Annotated in this window: 12 protein-coding genes; 5 read left to right on the forward strand and 7 right to left on the reverse strand. The window is 73.6% G+C overall.

Translation table 11 applies throughout. The annotated features are described in order from the left end of the window. Window positions 1–119 precede the first annotated feature (119 nt). The gene (locus ACR9E3_RS16835; RefSeq protein WP_460381472.1) at window positions 120–1,544 is read right to left on the reverse strand and encodes a sugar transferase; all 1,425 of its coding nucleotides are present in this window, start codon (window positions 1,542–1,544) and stop codon (window positions 120–122) included. Between the two features lie 648 nt (window positions 1,545–2,192). Beyond that, on the reverse strand, window positions 2,193–5,477 hold the full coding sequence (locus ACR9E3_RS16840) for a BTAD domain-containing putative transcriptional regulator (RefSeq protein ID WP_460381473.1): 3,285 nt from the start codon (window positions 5,475–5,477) through the stop codon (window positions 2,193–2,195). Between the two features lie 134 nt (window positions 5,478–5,611). On the opposite strand from ACR9E3_RS16840, the gene ACR9E3_RS16845 reads away from it, so the two are divergent. The 5 genes from ACR9E3_RS16845 (at window position 5,612) to ACR9E3_RS16865 (ending at window position 10,778) form a co-directional block, all read left to right on the forward strand. Then, the gene (locus tag ACR9E3_RS16845; RefSeq protein WP_460381474.1) at window positions 5,612–6,595 is read left to right on the forward strand and encodes a hypothetical protein; all 984 of its coding nucleotides are present in this window, start codon (window positions 5,612–5,614) and stop codon (window positions 6,593–6,595) included. Window positions 6,596–6,645: 50 nt separating this feature from the next. Continuing rightward, window positions 6,646–8,721 (forward strand): HNH endonuclease signature motif containing protein, encoded by a 2,076-nt coding sequence (locus ACR9E3_RS16850; protein WP_460381475.1) that lies wholly within the window; start codon window positions 6,646–6,648, stop codon window positions 8,719–8,721. A gap of 214 nt (window positions 8,722–8,935) precedes the next feature. Then, window positions 8,936–9,322 (forward strand): nucleotidyltransferase domain-containing protein, encoded by a 387-nt coding sequence (locus ACR9E3_RS16855; RefSeq protein ID WP_460381476.1) that lies wholly within the window; start codon window positions 8,936–8,938, stop codon window positions 9,320–9,322. After that, window positions 9,312–9,728 carry a type VII toxin-antitoxin system HepT family RNase toxin gene (hepT, locus tag ACR9E3_RS16860; protein ID WP_460381477.1) on the forward strand — a complete coding sequence of 139 codons (417 nt, stop codon included), beginning with the start codon at window positions 9,312–9,314 and terminating at the stop codon, window positions 9,726–9,728. Before ACR9E3_RS16855 ends, hepT begins: the two co-directional genes overlap by 11 nt. A 3-nt stretch (window positions 9,729–9,731) precedes the next feature. Continuing rightward, window positions 9,732–10,778, forward strand: coding sequence for a DUF2235 domain-containing protein (locus tag ACR9E3_RS16865; RefSeq protein ID WP_460381478.1), 1,047 nt, complete (start codon window positions 9,732–9,734; stop codon window positions 10,776–10,778). A gap of 36 nt (window positions 10,779–10,814) precedes the next feature. On the opposite strand, the gene ACR9E3_RS16870 is transcribed toward ACR9E3_RS16865, so the two are convergent. From ACR9E3_RS16870 to ACR9E3_RS16890, 5 genes are all read right to left on the reverse strand, one after another. Then, a complete protein-coding gene (locus ACR9E3_RS16870; protein WP_460381479.1) occupies window positions 10,815–11,495 on the reverse strand; it encodes a toll/interleukin-1 receptor domain-containing protein in 681 nt (226 codons plus the stop codon). A gap of 134 nt (window positions 11,496–11,629) precedes the next feature. Then, window positions 11,630–11,863, reverse strand: a complete 234-nt coding sequence (locus ACR9E3_RS16875) for a hypothetical protein (RefSeq protein ID WP_460381480.1) — start codon at window positions 11,861–11,863, stop codon at window positions 11,630–11,632. Further along, the gene (locus tag ACR9E3_RS16880; protein WP_460381481.1) at window positions 11,860–13,074 is read right to left on the reverse strand and encodes a hypothetical protein; all 1,215 of its coding nucleotides are present in this window, start codon (window positions 13,072–13,074) and stop codon (window positions 11,860–11,862) included. The genes ACR9E3_RS16875 and ACR9E3_RS16880 overlap by 4 nt, the downstream gene beginning before the upstream one ends. A gap of 1,130 nt (window positions 13,075–14,204) precedes the next feature. Further along, window positions 14,205–15,734, reverse strand: coding sequence for a hypothetical protein (locus tag ACR9E3_RS16885; protein ID WP_460381482.1), 1,530 nt, complete (start codon window positions 15,732–15,734; stop codon window positions 14,205–14,207). A gap of 123 nt (window positions 15,735–15,857) precedes the next feature. Continuing rightward, entirely contained in the window at window positions 15,858–19,334 is a 3,477-nt protein-coding gene (locus tag ACR9E3_RS16890; RefSeq protein WP_460381484.1) for a patatin-like protein, read from the reverse strand. Window positions 19,335–19,856 lie beyond the last annotated feature (522 nt).

Genomic DNA, 19,856 nt, shown 5'->3' on the forward strand with positions numbered 1-19,856 from the left:
TGCTGGCCGTGCACAGTAGACCACCCAGAGTAGGGACGACACCGTCGTCCGCTCGAACGGGCGATGAGCGGTCTGTCCTGGTCTCGGGACGGGCGCGCAGCTCGCCGGGCGGGCGGGGATCAGCGGCCCTTGGCGAAGAGCACCTCACCGATAGTCCGGAGGAGGACCTTCGCGTCGAGCCAGAGCGACCAGTTCTCGATGTAGTAGTTGTCGAAGCGAGCGCGGTCGCAGATGGGGGTGTCACCCCGAAGGCCGCTGACCTGCGCCAGACCGGTGAGGCCGGCGCGGACGCGGTGGCGGTGGTCGTACCGGTCGATCTCTGCGGCGAACTTGCTGACGAAGTGGGGCCGCTCGGGGCGCGGGCCCACGAGGGTCATGTCGCCGCGGAGGATGCTCCACAGCTGCGGGAGCTCATCGAGAGACGAGCGGCGCAGCACCTTGCCCACCGGGCCTACGCGGTTGTCGTTCGCGATGTTCCACTGCGTGGCCGATTCGGCCGACGTCGCCGGCTTCATTGAGCGGAACTTCAGGCACTCGAAAGTACGGCCGTCGCGGCCCACTCGCTCCTGACGGAACAGGAACCCAGGACCGCCCTCCAAACGCACCGCGACCGCGCAGGCGGCCATGACGGGCGCGAGGACCAGCAGCAGGAGCCCGCTGACCACGATGTCGAAGGCGCGCTTGATGGCCCAGGCGGGCCCCTCGAGCTTGGGGGTGCGGATGCGCATGACGGGGACGGAACCGATGTGGTCGACCATGCCGGCCTGCGTGTGGAACTGGGGCAGTCGCGGGATGACGAGCAGGTCGCAGTCGAGGCAGTCGGGTCGCCGCACGACGTCGAGCAGGTCGGCCTCGGAGATGTCACCGTCGGCCATGAGGATGACGTCGGCGCCCGAGGCGGCAACAGCCAGATCGAGGTCGTCGACGCGACCGAGGCGCGGGAGGACGCTGCCGGCTGCGCATGCCGAGCCGTCGTCGACGAAACCGACCGGCGCCAGGCCGTACTGGGGGTAGCGCTGCAGCAGCGTCGCCATCTCCTGGGCGCGGGTACCGCCGCCGATGAGGATCGTCGGGTGCGCGACGACGCGACGCTTGCGCGCGATGAGGATCAGCTGCGTGGTCAGGATGCGCCCGGCGATGACGAGGCCGATCGTGCCCAGCATCTCGGCGAGGAAGGGCGCGACCTCCTGCTGGGTGTTCACGAGCGCGAAGAGCGTGCCGACGATGGCGCCAGAGGTCAGGAGGCGGCCGATCAGGCCGGGGAGCTCGTCCAGCACGCTGAGGTGGAGACGAGCGCGGAAGCGGCCGGTGCCGTTGAGGACGACCATCGCCACCGCGGCCATGAGCAGGATGGCCTTGACGTGCGAGCTCCACAGCAGCGGCAGCAGGAGCATCGCCAGGTCCACGGGCGGGACCACCATCCAGGCCGCGATGCGGCGTGCCGACTTGATGCCGGCCAGCGGCCGGCTTGTGGGCAACGGGACGGGGTCGACCTTCGGCGCCGGGCGCTGCTCGGGAACGAGGGTGAGCGGCCGGTCCCGCAAGACGGTCAGCTGGTCACGCTCCGTACGAATTCCGAGACGAGCCCCGTTCGTCTCGATCGATTCCGCTATGTCGACGCCACTGCTCATTTCCTGATGTCCCCCTACATCACGGGTGGTGAGTGACCACCCAGTGGTGTGACGCGCCGACCGGTCCTTCCCGTTGAACCGTGTGCCGTCGCTCTTGACCCGCTATCGGAGGGTGTTGGCCAGGTCGTTACACACCACGTGGTCTGCTCCCTCGGCGTGTCTCGCCGACACGCCCGAAACCATGACGGCCATTCACTCGTTCGGCCTCATGTGACCTAGACCGCTCCGTGACCGGCTAACGCCGCGAGTGCGAACGGAGCGCCCCCCGACCGGGCGTGACACCACTCGTCCGAGTACCACCGCACCGTGCGACCGTCTTTCCGTCCCGTCGCACGGCTTGTCGGACGAGCGACAGCACTAGGCCGTCCGGGGCACTGCCGTCCTGTCGCCCTCTCGCGACCGCGAAAGGTGCGTGAAAGCGGGACGGGTTCTGCTCTCCGTCACGGGCCGAAGGCCCGGCGGCAGGGGGGGAGCGGGCCGATGTCGATCGATCCGCTCAGCCGCCGGTCCCGGCCCGGGGCCACGGGTGATGCTCTCGCCCGGCCTGGCGAGGGGGGTACGTCAGGACGGCGGGAGCAACCCGAGCGGACGGGCGTCCGGCGGGACAGGGGGACCTCCCGCCGGACGCCCCTGCGCGCCGCCGGCCCGCACGAGACGGGCGAAGCCGCGAGCGGCCTCCGCCCACGGCGCCCAGCCGAGCCCGTCGGCGAGGGACGCGGCGAGAGCGAAGCGCTTCTTGGCCTCCGCGCGGTCGACGACGACGGCGGCCGCGAGACCCCGGTAGAGCGCCTGCGGGCCGAAGGTGGCCGACCCGATGCCGACCACGACGACGGCCGTGGGGTCCGGCGGCATGTCGCGGCGCACGACCTCGGCGGTGGCCGCGTCGCCGAGGGCGAAGGCGGCGCATGCCGCGAGGCAGAGACCGGGACGGTCGAACAGGGCGCCTTCCCGGCCCTCGCGCTTCCGGTGCCAGTCGGCGAGGTGCGAAGCGGCGGTCTCGAGGTCCCCAGCGGTCGCGGCGTCCACCGCGGCGGCGGCCGACCAGGCGGCGACCAGCGGGTACATCGCGGCGGCCCCGGCGGGCAGACCCTGGAGCGAGGGCAGGGTGCCGGCCAACAGGTGCCGGACGAGCAGATGGACCCCGTAGGCGCCGACCGCGTCGGGCAGCCCGAGCTCCTGGCCCCGCTGCATGGCCGCGAGGGCGGCGGCGTCGGCCTCGTCGGTGTCGCCGCGAGCCAGGGTCAGCCCGGCGTCGAGCAGGGAGACCATCCACATCGTCCGCGGCCGGTGGCGGTCGACGGCAAGGGGCTCGAGATCCCGCCGGGCGGCGAGGGCGTCGTCCTGGCGGCCCGCGGCGAGCAGCGCGGCGATGCGCAGCTCCTCGGCCTCGAACCAGAGCGCGTCGTCCCCGGCGTCGGCGGCGAGCCGGCTGGCCTGCTCGCAGACGGCGAGCCGCTGCGTGGCGGGCACGGGCGCGTCGACCAGGTGGTTGGCCTCGAGGACGCGGACGCCGGCGAGCAGGCGGGCGTCCCCGAATCCCTGGGCGGCGAGGGCGAGCAGCTCGGGCAGGGCGGTGGGGTCGCCGACGTCGCCGTGGAGCTGCTCCTCCTCGAGGATCAGGCTGCGCAGGACCTCGGCGCGCTGCCGGTCGGTCAGGGGCAGGCCGCGGACGCGGCGCAGTCGCCGGGCGCGTCGGGGGCGTCCGGCGACGTTGATGCCCATCGCGTCGTGACCGACCGCGGCGACCACCGCGTCCGCGACGACACCGTCGTCGACCTCGCGAGCGTCCGCCGCGGCCTCGACCTCCTCGACCCCCGCCGCGAGGGCCGCGGCCTGCTCGACGACCTCGTCGAGCACCTCGTCGGCGTCTTCCTGGAGACCCATCGCCTCGAGCACGAGCCCGCGGTGCAGGGCCACGGAGCTGGGGTGCGAGGTGTCCAGGACGGCGTCGAGCTGAGCCCGGGCTTCCTCGAGCGCGCCCTGGCCGTACGCCGCGACACCGGCGCCGAGGCGGGCGTCGCCCACCTCCCGGTCGGTGAGCAGCGGACCGGCGCCGACCGCGTGACGCAGCAACGTGAAGGGCTCGGGGACGACCTGCTCGACGAGCACCCGGTACCGGGCGTGGTGCAGCGTCTGCGCGCTCGCCGGGGGGACGGCGTCGAGGACGGCGTCGCGTGTCAGGGCGTGCCGGAAGACGAACCCGTCGTCGGTCGGGGCCAGCAGCCCGCGGTCGACGGCGCTGCGCAGCAGGTTCGACAGTGGGCGGGGCGCGATCTCGAGCATGGTGCCGAGGTCGGCCAGCGAGAGCGGGGCGAGCACCGCGAGAGACTCGAGGGCCTCCCGGGCGGCCGGGTCGAGGCCGGCGAGCTGGTGGTCGAGCAGGGGCCGCAGGCGGGCGGGGATGACGGTGGCGAGCTCGTCGACCGCCTTCTCCCCGTCGGGCTGGTCGAGCCCGGCGAGCGACTCGATCACCGCGGAGACGTGCAGGGCGTGGCCCCGGGTGCGCTCCCAGAGGGCGTCGGCGACGCGTCCGGCCCCGTCGGGGGCGAGGCCGGGCAGCTGCCCGACGACGAGCCGGCGCACGGCCGCGCGGCCGAGTTCGGGCAGCCGCACGTCGCTGACGGCCTCGAACAGCGCGAGCTCGGCGTGCGTCGCGCTCCAGCTCGGGTGGGAGACGGCGTCGGGCTCGCGGGCGGCGACGAGCACCACCGTCCCGGCGGGCACCCCGGCCCGGCCGACCGCCCGCAGGGCGGCGAGGGTCGCGGAATCGGCGAGGTGCGCGTCGTCGATCGTGATGAGGACGGGCCGGGGACGTGCCGAGAAGCGCTCCAGCAGGGCACGGCCGGGGGCGGGCTCGCCGGGGTGGACGGGGGCGACGCCGAGCTCGTCGAGCGCCTCGGCCCACGCCGACCACGGCGGTGCGTCGGCGTCACACGTCCCGCCGCCGACGCACGCCCCGCGCATCCAGGCCTCGCGACGGGCGGCGCGCAGCAGCGCGGTCTTGCCGATGCCGGCCTCGCCGGTGACGAGCCGGACGGCGCCGCCGTCGGGGGCCTCGAGCAGGGCACGGACGGCGGCGAGCTCCTCCTCGCGCCCGACGAGCGTCGGGCGGGGGTGGCGGCTCGGGACCGGGGCGGTGAGGCGGAGCTGGAGGTCCTCGATCTCCGCGCCGGGGGTGACGCCGAGCTCGTCGCGGAGGTGTTTCCGCGTGGCCGACAAGGCCTCGAGGGCCTCGCTGGTGCGCCCCTGGCGGTGCAGCCCGGACGCGGCGATGACGGCGAGGCGCTCGCGGGAGCGGTCGGCGGCGAGGTCGTCGGCGACGAGGTCGACGGCCTCGGCGGGACGGTCGAGGTCGAGCAGCGCGGCACCCATGCGCGCGACGAGGCGGACCCGACGGTCGATCGCGCGGGTCTTCTCGGCTTCGAGCCGCGGGCCCAGGGGGGTGCCGGCGAAGGGCTCGCCGCGCCAGGTCTCGAGGGCGCGTCCGCCGAACTCCATGACGGTCTCGCGCGTGGCCTCGGGGTCGAGCGCGACCGCGGCGTCGTCGTGGAAGCGGTGGAGGTCGATCGCGTCGCGCGGGAGGTCGAGTCGGTAGGTCTCGCCGATCGGCGGGATCGGCAGCCGCGTGTCCTCGTCGGGCGCCTCCCGGCGCAGCCGGCTGACCAGCACCTGCAGCGCGCCGTCGGGCCGCTCGGGAAGGACCTCGCCCCAGATCTCGTCGATGAGCGACGGCACCGCCACCGTGCCGCGGCACGCCGCCGCGAGCAGGGCCAGCAGCGTCCGCAGCCGCCGCCCCGGCCATCCGACGGCGCCTGACGCGCCCTCGATGCAGACCTCACCCAGCACACGAATACGGACATCGGGGGATGACGACGATGACACCTGACCCCCAGGATGCACTCAGCGTGACGGCGAATGGTGACTCTACGTCCTTCCGGACGATCGATCCAGACGAGGTCCAGCCGGGAGACCTACTCCTGGTGACCCAGATCCCCGACGAGGCGCTCGGGCAGATGATGGAGCGCTACGACGGCACGAAGCTCTCGCACTCGGGCATCGCCGTGCACATCGACGAGCACGGCGAGACCCACCGCGACCGGCCCGCCAACGGCATCGCCAGCGCGCTGGCGGAGCGGCTCGACGGCGACTACGGCGGCGTGCGGTGGGACGAGTTCGAGAAGTTCTGGCCGAGCCGCGACTTCTACACCGTCGCGATGTCCGACCGGCACCGCGAGCGCGCCCTGGACTATCTCGACGAGTTCACGCCGGTCCCGGGCGGCGAGGGAGCCTTCTCGTTCGTCAAGCTCGTCAACGTCGCGGCGGGCCTGCGGTCCGTCGCGCTGCAGGAGACGAACCCCGGCCTGGCCGAGGAGCTGTTCGTCGCGGCCCGTGACGTGGCGACGGCCTGGGCCGCGACGCCGGAGGATCCCAGCTCGTCGGCCTACTACTGCGCCGAGCTCGTCGCCCACGCCTACGGCCGGACCTTCACGCGTGCCGAGATGACGCCGCCGGCGGCCCCGAAGGGCGGGATCGAACCGGAGGACATCGAGGAGCCCGAGTGGGCCGAGTGGGTCGTGAAGCGGCTGCGGCGCCGGCTCGACGACCTCGAGGACCCCGACCACCGCACCGCCGCGACCCTGCTCGCCCTGCTCTCCGCGAAGGACTGGGACTTCCTCGCCCTCGCCATCACCTCCGTCGCGACCTCCGGCGGGCAGGCCCTCTCCGGCATCCTCGACGGGCTGCTCGACGACGTGCGCGGCTGGATGCGCCGGTGGGGCTGGACGAACGCCGAGGAGGCCCCGGTCGAGAGGCCCCGCGTGCCCCGGCCCCTGGCCCCGCCCCGGCGACTGCCGACGCTGCGGGCTCCGAACTCCCCGGTCCCGCCTGCGCTGGTCACCCCGCGGATGCTGTGGGTGGCCTTCGGGCCGCAGACGTTGTGTCGCGTGGAGCAGGGTCGTTCCTGAGCTCTCCGAAGCGACCGTCGTTGTCAGGGGTGGTCGCTAGACTCGAACACGTGTTCGATAGCGAGGCCTTCCAGCCGCTGCCGACCGGTATCGACGAGATGCCGGCCGGGGCAGCGCTGGCGGCTGCGCTGGCGTCGGTCGATCCGGCGCGCGTCTCGCCCTACGACACGATGCGGCTGGTCAGCGCCGAGCGCCGGCAGCTGTCCCACCAGGAGGCGCGGTTCCACACCGCGGCGCGCGAGGCGGCGCTGGCCGACCCGACCTGCCCCGGCGGCCGGGCCGATCGCGACCTGTCCGAGGCGTGCGACGAGCTCCGGGCCCGGCTCTCGCTGTCGCGCACGGCCGTCGCCACGTTGCTGACGCTGGCCGACGGCGCCGTGCTGCATCCGGAGATGGGCCGGCGGTGGGCCGAGGGTCGGCTCGACCAGAAGCGGATCGAGCACATCCACCGGGAGACCCGCGATCTGTCCCAGGAGCACGCCGCCAAGGTGATCGCCCGGGTGCTCCCGGTGGCGGCCGACATGCCCTACGGCGCACTGATCGAGCGATTGCACGAGCTGGCGAAGGCGTTCGACCCGGAGTGGGCCGTGCGTCGCGAGGAGAACGCGAGGCGCCAGCGGCGGGTGCGGGCCACGGTGACGGCCGAGGGCACGGTCAACGTGTGCGGGCTCGATCTGCCGCTCCAGGCGGGCACGCGGATGACCCGCCAGATCAACCGGCTGGCCGCGCGGATCAAGGCGCTCGGGCATCCCGGGAAGATCGACACGATCCGCGGGGACGTCTTCACCACCCGCTGGGACCCCGCCCTCTCCGGAGCCACCGACGACGAGATCGTCGCGGCCGTCCTCGCCATGGCCGACGAGGACGACCCGGCCGATCACGAGACCCACGACCCCGCCGACGCGCTGCCGGAACGGCCGGGTGACGACGCGGCACGGATGCCGGCCGGGCCGGAGAGCAGCGGACGCGACAACGAGGGCGATGCGGCCGGCGGTCCGGCGGGTGCGGAGCCGACCGTTGGCGATCCTGCGACCGGTGCTTCGCCGAGCGACGCCCCGGCCGGCGGGGACGCCCCGGCCGACCTGACCGACCACGCGGACGACCAGCTCGACCTGCTGCCTGTACCTGGTGATGGCGACGAGCCGCCGCCCGACGAGCCCGGCGAGCCTGACGAGGCGCCGGTCGTGCGGCGACGCGGGCCTCGGCAGTCGCGGTTCGAGGTCCGGGTGCGGCTGTCGACCCTGCTCGGGCGCGACGAGAAGCCGGCGCGGCTGCCGGGATGGGGCACCATCCACGCCGGTCAGGCCCGCGAGTTGGTCGCCGCCCACGCCGACGCCGAGTGGCGGGTGGCCGTCACCGACGACACCGGAGCCCTGGTCGCCGTACTGATCACCCGCCGTCGGCCCTCGACCTGCACCACCACGCCGCAGGAGGTCCGCTCCTCCGGCCTACCGCGCGCCGTCGTCGAGATGCACGTCAGTGAGGCGGAGCTCGACCGTTTCCAGCCCGGTGACGATCCGGGGTGGGCCGCGGTGATCACCGATCTACGGCACCAGCACGCCCTTTGGCGTGCGGCGCGTGCTCCCGTCCCGGATCCGCGGGAGAACCCCGACGCGGCGGAGGCGGCCGCCCGGCGGCGACGCGAGGCGATGGCGCGGTTCCCGCATGCCGCGCTCCGCCGCTGGATCGAGACGCGGGACGAGACGTGCGTCTTCCCGTCGTGCCGGTGCTCGGCCGTCAACGCCGAGATCGACCACACCCGGCGCCACTCCGCCCACGGGCTCACGATCGAGATCAACCTGGGGCCGGTCTGCCTCCACGATCACCTGCTCAAGGAGCAGCCGGGCTGGCTCCTCGAGCAGCCCCGACCCGGGCACTTCGAGTGGACCAGTCCCACCGGCCACACGTACCACCGGGGTCCGCAGCCGCTGGGCGACGGGCTCCCCGATCCCGATCCACCCGACCCTCCCTCCTGCGACGAGCCACGGTGGTACGCGACGAACGACCCGATCTGGGACGGCGATCCGGACCCGCGGAGGCCGCCGCCGCGCGCCCGACCGGATCCGGCAGCGAGGCCACCCGCCGCCGACCGCGACGTCACCGACGACGACCCGCCGCCGTTCTGAGACGCGACCGGGTGCACTCACCCGCGCGCTCGGCTCTTCCCGAGCAGACACCGGGCGCAAGCGTCGAGCGCGTCAGCACAGCCGCGCCAAGCCACGTGCCCGGCGCCGGGGCCGGGGCCCGAGGCCGGGCCGGGCATCAGCCCGCCGGACGAGGGGCCACTCGCCAGATGCATCACGCCAGATCTCGTGGTTCTGACATGCCACACTCAGCCCCGTGACCGGCAGCGTGCCTGCTGAACTGCAGCAGGAGATCACGGCCGGCTTGAGGGCGGCCGGAGCCCGGTTCGCACTCCTCCACGGCAGCCGCGCCGCAGGGACTAACCGTCCCGGCTCCGACGTCGACGTCGCTGCCTACTGGGGTGGATCGGCGCCGGCGTCGTTCGAGGTGCTCCTGCCACCCGACGTCGATCTCCTCGTCCTCGACACCGCGCCCCTGGAGATCGCCGGCCGGATCGCCGTCCACGGCGTGCTGCTGTTCGACGACGACCCCCCGGCCCGGGTGCGGTGGACCGCCACCACTCGCAAGATCTACTTTGACGAACTCCCGCGCCTCGAGCGCAGCCGCCGCGAGTTCCTGGAGTCGGTGCGTCGTGGTCGATGAGGTCCGCGTTGAGCGGTTGCTCCGAGCTGTCGCGGACGACATCGCTTTTCTGCGGATTGAGTCCGGCGCCGACCAAGACCGTCGCGACGACCCAGCCTGGTTGCGGGCGATCAAGTACGCCTTCGTGACCGCGATCGAGGCGTGCGTCGATGTCGCCCAGCACTTCTGTGCCTCCGAGGGGTGGGGTCCGCCGGCGACCAACGCGGACGCGATGGTCGTGCTCGGCCGCCACGGCGTTCTCGATGCCGACCTCGCCCGACAGCTCGGGCGAGCGGTGGGTTTCCGCAACGTGCTGGTGCACGAGTACGTGACCGTCGATGACGCCCTCGTCGTGCGGCGTCTCGCGGATCTCAGCGATCTGGACGGATTCACGTCTGCCGTCGCGCGCTGGATGACCGAGGCGTGACGGGTGGTGAAGCGCCTGGTCGTCTGCTGTGACGGCACGTGGAACACGCCCGACGAGGTGGACGAGAAGGGCGCCCCCTGCCCCTCGAACATCGCCCGCATCGCGCAGGCGGTCGCGGAGAAGGACGCAGACGGGACGTCGCAGCGCCTCTTCTACGACAAGGGTGTCGGGACCAACGGGCGTCTCGACCGCGTGATCGGCGGCGTGTTCGGCCGCGGCGTCGCCAAGAACGTCCGGGACGCCTACCACTTCCTGGTCGACGTCTACGAGCCCGGCGACGAGATCTTCATCTTCGGCTTCAGCCGCGGCGCGTTCACGGCACGCAGCACCGCGGGATTCGTCCGCAACTGCGGCATCCTGCGCCGCGAGCATGCGTACCGGCTCGACGACGCGTTCGCGCTCTACCGGGCGCGCGACCCGGCGCACCACCCCACCGAGCTCGAGGCCGCGCTGTTCCGGCGGTCGTTCTCCCACGAGACGCGCATCCGCTTCATCGGGGTGTTCGACACCGTCGGCTCCCTCGGCGTCCCCCTCACCGGCCTGCCGCTCACCGATCTCGCCAACCGCCGCTACCGCTTCCACGACACGGCGCTGAGCGCCCAGGTCGACGGTGCGTTCCAGGCGCTCGCGATGCACGAGCGGCGGGGCTCGTTCGTGCCGGCGCTGTGGACCGGCGGCGCGGAGGGTCAGGAGGTCGAGCAGGTCTGGTTCACCGGCGTGCACTCCGACGTCGGCGGCGGCTACAGCGACCACCGGCTCGCCGACATCACGCTGGCGTGGATGGCGGCGCGGGCCCGGCGCTACGGCCTGGCCCTCGACCTCCCGGGCGACCTCGACCCCGATGCCCTCGGCCGCCGCCACGTCGCGATGGACGGCGTCTACCGGTGGTTACCCCGCCGGCCGCGGTCCCCGGCCGACGGCACGACCGTCGCGTCGAGCGTCGTCGACCGGCAGCGGCGCTTCCGCGATGCACCACGACCGTTCCGGACTGCCGTCGAGGACCCGACGAGGACCACGGCCGTGGAGGACGTCGTCGGCGATGGGCCTTGACGGTCGGCGCCACCCGCCGGGATGGGGCCGGCGCGTTCAGCGTTCCCCGAGCATGTTCCGAAGCACGGCGACGAGCGCGTCGACACCGGATGGGTCCGCGGGCAGGTCGTACGCCTCCCGCTCGCACAGCGGGCGGAGCACCGGCGGGAGCTGACGTTCGCGCGGCATCGACGCGCCGTCCACGAGGACGGGGACGACGTCGAGCTCGGCGTCGAGAGCCGACACCAGCTCGCGGCGCACCCAGTCGTCCTCGTCCTCCAGCCGTCGGCGGCCGTCGGCGGTCTCGACCTCGAGCCACGACGGGCCGATCACCGCGAGGACGACGACGGACTCCGCGAGCTCGCGCTCGAGGCGACGGGACCACAGGTCACCGGGGCGCAGGCTCGTGTGATCGTGGAAGACGCGGTCCGGGAAAGCGACATGGAGGGCCGGGGCCAGGCGGTCGACCGCGGGCCCCGTGTCGTCCCGCCGGTAGCTGACGAACACCGAACCCTGACGCGGGGGGCGTGGCGACGGCGCCTGGGCGGGCGGCGGCACGTCGGCCGTCACGACCAGCGTGCCGGACGTGCGCGTCACCCTGCCACCCGCCGCGACGTAGACGAGGCGGTGGACGGCCAGCGTGTGCGGTCCCGGCGTGTCGGCGCACACCGTCACGGAGTGGTCGTGCGTCCGGCCGGGGTCGAGCCGCCGCACCTCGATCGTGCGCGAACCGCGCACGATCGACACCCCGCGCGGTGGACGGAGATCCAGGCGAATGTCCGAGCAGGGAGCCGGGCCGGCGTTGACGAGCCGCACGGTGAGCGACGACGGGAGGCCGGCGACGACGCGATCCGGCACCGCCGAGAACTCGATCACCGAGCGAACCGGCTCAGCCCGGGCAGCGCGAAGCGGTGGTGCTCGCGGCGACACGACGAGCAGTGCACTGCCCAGCGGCCGCGCGTGGCGCGGCCGAGCACGTCGGTGTCCCACAGAACGTACTGATCGTCCCGGCACATCACCGCCCCGCAGTGGTGGCAGACCGCATCCACGATCACTTTCCCGTCGGGACGTTCCTCACGGCCGCAGAAGGTGCACTCCCAGCTCATGATCCCTTCCTCCGGAAGGCCATGTCGACGTGCTGGACCAGCTCGTGTTCCGACGCCGTCGAGATCTTGCCCTGGCGCGTCGCCCGCTCCAGCAGCGCGCGGAGCTCGGACACGATCGTTCCCGCGTTCTCGGGATCACCATCGCCGGGCGACGGGGACGCGGGCTTCTCGAGCACCCCGCGAACGCGGCCCCAGAGGTTGCGGTGCTCGTCGAGCACCCGGTCACGCATCTCAGGGGTGGCATAGGCCCCACGGACGTGCAGCTTCACGCGCGTCACGCCGCCGCCCGCGCCGGGTACCGCCGGCTCCTCGCCCGTGAGCTGGATGTCGAAGTCGACCGGATAGACCCCGAAGTAGTACCGGCCGCCGATGTCCCAGGACCGGGTCAGGCTGGAGGCCGTGCCTCCCACCTGCGGCCGGTTCTCGACCGTGCGCTTGACGTAGTAGCCGCCATCGCTCAGGGAGTCCACGAGGAGCGCCACGGTGTCGTGGTCGGGGATCGTGCCGGAGAACTCGGTCGTGTCCTGGTCGCTCTCGCCCTCCGCGCGATCCGGGACGCTACGCATCGTCTGGTAGCGCGCCCCCTCCAGGTTCAGCTCGAGGTCGAGCAGGACGCGGGTCATCGGCGCGGCGTTCCGGTGCCCGTGTGCGTTCCAGGGCCCGACCGCGTCGCGGGAACCCTGGGCCAGCGGCGGCTCGGCTGGGCCGATCGTCGCCGGCTTGCGCCCCTCGGGGCGCTGCCCGCCGCCGGCGTAGTGCACCACGGCTCCGGTGAGACCGGACACCGCGCCGGTGAACCGGGCCTCCACCCGTGCGGTGAGCTCGGCGTCGGGTGGGATCGGGCCGGCCATGCGCAGGGCGAGCGGGATCGTCCCGTACGACCTGCCCGCGGTGAACTCGTCGACCAGCTTCTTGTCCTGCTCCGGCCCGCGGCGGCGGAACCGGACGTCGACTCCGCGAAGGGTCTCCGGCTCGACCCGGACGTTCTTCCACTCGACCACGCGCGTGCCCGCGTCGTCGCGCCCGATCGTCGCGATCTCGGGATGGGACGGCTGCTCGATCCGCCCCCAGCTCTCGGGGATCTCGACACGGACCAGGTCGAGCTTCTTCAGAGCGAGACCTGTCTCGTAGCGCTCCTCGCCCCGCGTGCACCAGCTGACGTCCAGCTCGAGCGTGCGGCGGACCGAGTCCGGGCCGATCGTCGGCGTCACCCAGACCTCTACCGCTCGCTTCGCCCGGTCCGGGTCGGGGAGGTACGCCACGGTCACGGGCCAGGGCCCGGTCGGCAGAGCCGCGGAGGGCAGACCTTGGCCCGGGTCCGTGCGACGGGGCACCAGGCTCACCAGTCGATCTCCCGTGAGGATCTGCCCCGGCGTGAGGTCGAGGCTCAAGGCACCGGGTCCCTGGAGGAGGACGTGACCTGCTGCGACGACATCGGCGTTAGCAGCGGCCGCCTTCGTGAGAGCGGCGCCCCCGCTCGACCGCGTCCACGACGCGTCGAGCCACACCTCGCCGCGCACGCTCGTTCCCGACGTCTCGTACCGCTGGTCGGGGTGCAGTCGGGCGCGCGTCTCGACCGTCTCTGTCATCCGCACCTTCCGTATGTGCGGGTCGGCAGGGAAGAACGCCGGGAGGCGGCGCCGGCGGCGGCCGGTCGTCCGCGCTCGGGCCAGCCGTGCCCCGATGCGGCCCACGGCGACGACGCCGAGCACCGCCGCGGGGACGAGGAACGACGAGGCGAACGCGCCGGCCGCCAGCACCCCGGTCGTCCCGGCTGCGAGCAGCTCCGCGTCCCACGAGCGATCGAGGGGAAGGCACGTCGGGCAGAGATGCCGGTCCTCAGCGCGGGCCTGACGGTCGGCAGCCTCCCAACCCGGCGCGATGGTCGGCGGCGGCGTTGCGCGGGGCGCGGCGAACGAGAACGGGTTCGCCCCCGGCACGCGCCCGCGAGCTCGAGGCTTCGCGCGATCCCCGCGAGCAGCACCCGGTCGGTCCTCACTGTCCGGTGCGCCCGACGAATCGGGCGCCGCCGAAGGTTCGTCTTCCTGCTCGTCGTCCTCGTCATCCTCGTCGTCATCGGCCGCCGACCGTGTGGCCGACGGTCTCCCGCCGGGCCAGGCCGGGCGGACCGACTCCGGGCCGGCCGACGCCGCCCAGGCCGTCCGCCGGATCCGGGCGGCACGCCCGAACGGGAGCCCACCGACCGGGTCGAGGATCGCGTCGTGGGCCCGGCAGAGGCGCGCGCGGCACGCGCTGCAGACGGCCAGGACCGGCCCGGCGAGACAGACGTCGCACCGCGCCTCCCCAGCACGGAGACGGAGCTCGGGTTCCGGTGCGACCGTCATCGCCGCGACCTCAACGGGCGGAAGCGATCCCGGAGCGCGCGGTGGAGCTCGTTCATGCGCCGCATGAGCTGAGCGATGTCGCCCGTGGCCCAGCCCCAGACGAACAGCGTCAGATCACCGCTGTCGAGCCGGCTCGAGTACTGGTGCTCGGCGCCCTGTTGCGAACGTCGGCGAGTCGCCGCACGGACACCCCGGACAAGGATCACGACGCCGCTGCTCGTCGGCCCCTCGCCACGGAAGCCGCGCAGCGCGGCGAGGAGCTCACCCGAACCCGCCTGGTCGTAGGTCACTTCGCGCTCGACCTCGAACCCGAGCATCTCGAGCACGGACTTGACGTCTCCGACCCGCCGCTTCTCCGGAACCAGCTCATCGAAGAAAATGCTCTGGAACGGCGAGAACCGGCGATGCGCGAAGGCGTCGTCGAGGATCACCCGGCATGTCGTGTGGACGATGGTCCGGCACGTCGGCCTCCGCACCGCGGGCACGGCGACACCGGCCGCGTCCACGAGCCTCACCTGCGTTCCGGACAAGAGGTGACCGGGGAGCTCGACCTCAGCGCGCACGACGAGCTCCCGACGATCGAAGAGCTCGCCCGGCTGCCCGAGCGCGAGACGCATGGACGTCGAGCAGAAGCGGTCGCGACGGTTCTCGTTGCCGCGCTCGTCTGCGTGCTCGTCCTCGAGCGTCATCGGGACGTCACGCCACTCGACGGAGCGGCCACGGGCGTGTTGCTGGAGGTGCCCCGGCGTTCGCTGGCGATCGAATCTCAGGAGCAGCGAGTCCGGATGGGTCGAGGTGAGGTGGGGGAGGTCGACGGAGACACGACGGACGATCGGGGGCTCGAGCGCGCGACGGCGCGGCACGTCGACGGTGACGTCGACCCTGACCGTGAGCTCGAGCTCGCCTCGGAAGGTCGCGTGCTCCATCAGCTTGTGCGCCGCGTCCATGTCGGCCTGCCGGAGCTCGTCGAGGTCGAGCACTGTTCGGGCCTCGTCGGCCGTGTCCGGGTCGTCGATCCCGATCTCGCACGAGACGGGGTACACGTCCAGGTCCGGCTCGTCAGCCGCTCCCCACGGGCGGTAGTCGATCCGTGCCCGCGCCTCGTGTCGTCCGGTCGCCAGGTCCTCGCCGCGAGGGAACTCCGCCGGGCACGTCGGCAGCGTGAGCGCGACGGTGTCGTGCTCCTTGCCGAGCGGCGCGGCGGTGGCGAGATCGGTGTCCTCGTGGTCGGTGACGGCCAGCCGCCCGACGACGACCGGCGCCTCCCGGCTCAGCAGTCGGCGGACGGCCGCGGGCGACCGCGAGATCCGACGCAGCATCGGCCCGTCGTAGGGGACCTGCCACTCGATGCTCCCCCGCGGCTCCCTCTCGCCCCACGTGGTCGAACGGTGCTCGGAGATCTCCTGGTCGAGGTGGTACTCCTCCTCGACGACCACACGACGGGGCTCGGCGTCGACGAAGATCTCGCGTGCGACCGCGGGCTCGGGGCCCGTACGACCCTTCGCGGCCGGCCGTTTCCGCAGCATGCTGCGCCCCCCGACCTGTGGACCGGACCCCGAATCCGGAACTCTCTGTCATCGTCGGGAGCTTTCCCGGAGCCGTCAACGCCGCCATCGGGATGAACGGTCGCCTGGGAACGACAAGCGGTACTACGGAATGACGTTCCGTGGCGCCCCGGCCCTCATCAGTTCTTCCTCGTCCTCCTGCGCGTCGACCTGGTCGTTCTCGGCCCAGCAGAACGACGCCAGCGACACGAGCACCAGCCACGCCAGGGCCACGAGCCCGATCGGCACGGGCGCGCGGGCGACCATCCCCGTGCCCGCGCCGACCAGTACCGACGAGATCAGGACGATCTCCCACCGCGCCCAGCCCCCGGCGACCGTCGCGGTGCCACCGGCCGCGAGCAGCCCGACCGCCAGACCGACGCCGAGACCCGGCGGGAGCAACGGCGTGGTGTCGACCAGCGCGACCAGCGCGAGGGCCACCGCCAGCGCGATCCCGAGGTAGCGGCATCGGCGATCACGTTCGCTCCACCCGACGGTGCGCTCGGCCGGACCCGTCGTCGCCGCGCGGTAGGCCGTGACGCACCAGACCAGGGCGAGCAGGGCGACGACCCCGCCCGCGGCCGGGCGGGTCGCGCCGGGGAAGGCGGGCACGGCGACCAGCGGGACGAGCACGGTCGCGACGCCGCCGAGCGTCATCCAGGTCGCCCGGGACAGCGCCCGTTCGCGGAACGACCCGTAGGCGTCCTGCCATGCCTCGGCCTCACCGGCGTCGGTGCCGCCGAGATCGAACAGGCCCCACCGCGCGTCCTGCCGCACCCGCACACGACGCACGAGACCGGCGACGACGGCCAGCGCCGCGACCGCGATCGCCGCGCTCGTCCAGAGGAACGGCCGGTCCTCCCCCGGCCCGCCGAGCCCACCCAGCAGGCCGGCGGTCGCGAACACGGCCGCGGCGAGGACCATCGCGCGGACCGCGTTGACGGCCAGTGGCGCGAGGACGACGAGCGGGCGCCCGACCGTGAGCGCCGTCCGGGCCGCGCCGCGGCCCCAGCGGCTCGGCACGGCACGCACGCCGTTCATCAGCGCCTGCCAGGTCAGGTCGGCGGCGCGGGTGGCGAGACCGGTCAGGTAGACGGGCCGCAGGTTGCGGAACCGCTCGGCGCCCTCGGTGACGGGCTGCCCGCCGCCGGGCCCGGCCGCCAGTTCGCGCTCGACGGAGTCGGCGACGGCCCGCCGCAGGCGGTCCAGCGCGCGGTCGGGGTCGCCGTGATCGAGCCGGTCGGGCTCCGGGGCCGAGACCAGCTCAGCGGTCACGGCGTCCAGCTGCGCCGACGTCGGCGGCGTGGCGGCCGCGGCGACTAGCACGTCCACCAGCGTGATCGCGGCGTCGCGGCGTCCCCACCACCAGTCGTTGCGGCGCCACCGGGCCGCGAGGAAGCCGCTGAAGTTGGCCGCGCTGTTGCCGGCGAGCTTCGTCGACGCGGTGAGCAGCTCGGCCGCCGACGGTGCGACACGGTCGTCGGCGCGCGGCTCGTCACCGCGCAGCGTCTCCTCGATCCAGTCGCGGCGCGCGGCGGCCACGAGGAGGGGGAAACGGGACGGGTCGGGGACCGCGGCGTTGCCGCCGACGACGTGGACGTCGACGAGCGCGCTGGTGGCGGGGACGGCGTCGGCGGCGGTGAACGCGGAGACGATCGTCGGGAGGTCGGTGCCCTCCCCGTCCACCGCGAGGACCGCGTAGCCGTGCAGGCGCCCGGCGACGAGGTCCGGGTCGTCGCGCAGGTCCGGGGTGAGGTCGGCGAGCTCCTGGCGGCGTCGCTCCAACGACTCCCAGAGCAGGGCCGTCGCGCGCGGGTCGACGGCGTCGCCCGACGCGACGTAGCGCCCGACCTCGACGAGCACGTCCTCCTCGTTCATCACCCCGTTCTGGACGATCGTGGCGGCCGCGGTCGCCCGGTCGCTCGGAGCGCCGCCGAGCGTCGCGACCGCGGCGCGCAGGCGCGTCGCGGCGAGGTCGGCGGCCGGGGTGCCGTCGGGGAACGACCAGTAGCACGCGAGGAACCCGCGCTCCTGGCGCTGCCGGAACACGCGGCACAGCAGCCGCACGCGGTAGAGGTGGCGCTTGATCGCGGCGAGGCGGTCGCCGTCCTTCGGGCGCGCGCGGTCCTGCAGCCGTCGGGTCCAGTCGATCAGCAGGGCGGTCGCGTCGGCGAGGGCGACGACGTCGTGGCTGCGGCTCGCCCGCGCCGTCCCGTCCGCGAACGCCGCGGCCACCCGCGTCTCGTCGACCTCGATGCCGAGCGCCGGCACGGCCAGCGCGTCGTAGGGCGACCGCAGCTGCGCCTGGGCGGGGGCCCGCAGGAGCTCGAGCGCCCAGCGCGCGTCGGCGCGGTCCCGGATGCGGGCGTACTCCTCGGGACCCGGCACCTCGAGCTGCGCACCCGAGGCCAGCACCGCGAAGCGGCCGTCGATCGCGCCCTCGCGCTCGTTGTGGGTGCGTATCGCGTCGAGCTCGTCGGACAGCTTCTCCCCGCGTCCCCGGATCGTCGTCACGCGGCGCACGACGGCGACCGCGCCGCCGAAGGCGTTCGGCGGGGTCGTCGGCGAGGCCGGGTCGGGGTCGAGGAAGAGCAGCGTGCGGTGGGTGGGCCCGCCCGCGGGCATCGCCTGGATCGCCCGCAACGCCCGGTCGACGGGGATGTTGTCGAGCACGCCGCCGTCCACGACGTGGTACGGCGGCACCTCACTCTCCCCCGCCCCGGCCGGGCGGTGCGCTCCGAACCACCGCGACATCTCCACCGGCGCGGAGTCGCCGCGGGAGCCGGTCGCAGCGAACGGCGGGCTCGTGCTCCGGACCTGCGCGGGCTCGAAGGCGTAGGGGAACGAGGAGGTCGTGCGGCCCGCGTAGGCGAAGGTCTCGAGCGTCCGGTCGGCGGGCTGCGGGTCGCGCAGCGCGGCGAGGTCGGGCAGGTCGGTCATGGGGTTCTCGGTCGCCGGCCCGAGCGCGGGGGCCGGGCGCCGGTCGAGGTGGATGTGCCCGCGGCCATCGCGGGCGTTCGCCTCCTCGGCGGCTCCGGCGTCGAGCACCGTCGCCGAGAGGTCGACACTGACGTTCGTCGCGACGAGCTCCGGGGCGTGCTCGCGGTGCGCGAGCGAGCGCAGGGCGCGGTGCAGCTCGGGCGCGAAGTACCCGTCGCCGGCCAGCAGGGACGACACCTCGCGGTCGAGGAACCGGTGCCCACGCAGGATCCGCCACAGCCCGCCGATGCCGACCCAGACGCGGTCGAGGTGGTCGATCGTCGTCCCGCGGGTGAGCGCCGTGGCGTAGAGGACGGAGTTGAGCCCGCCCGCGCTGGCACCGGCGAGGACGTCGACCTCGACGGCGCCGTAGCCGCAGAGCTCCAGCAGCTGCTGGTACGCGTGGCCGCGCTGGCGGGAGATCACGTCCTGGTCCTCGGGCCGGGCGCCCTCGGCGGGGCGCGGCGGCTCCGCACCCCGGCGGCGCAGCACGTCGATCTCCGCGACGGCGCCCCCGATCCACACCGCGAGGCTGACGCCGCCCCGCATCGCCAGGGCGAGACGCAGCGTCCGCCGCTGCTTCTCGGCGCCCGTACCCTCCATGAGAGGAAGGTAGGGCACGCAGCGCTGAAGTGAATCACTTCACATCGGTATTAGTTCCCGCATTCGGGTGACATACGAGACCGTCGAGGTGGCATGGGCGACGTCGCTGTGTAGCCACCGGGTCACGGGCCGGGCTTCCGCACCGACACGGCGGCGGCCCGCCCCCCACCGTCCCCGTTCATCGCCCGCCGAGCCACGCACGGTATCGCGCTCACTGAACAGTTCTGTCGTGCATCGAACGATTCTTGGCACCTTTCGGTCCATCAGGCACGAACACCATTCGGAGCACCCGATGACCTGCAGAGACCAGGTCTGGACAATTCCTTCGCGCCGTGGGTGACCAGTCCTCGAAAACTGCGCCGTTCGGCCTCGTCACACGTTGCTGCCCCTCACTAATATGGACGCAGACGAATCGCACACGAGGTAGCCGCTTCCTTCGCCGCGGCCGCCGCGGGGGCAGGGGGGGTTCGGGATGGCCTTCACCAGCGCAGGGCCGACCGAAGACGTCGGGCACGGGGTCGT

Source organism: Actinomycetospora sp. C-140, assembly GCF_054796175.1.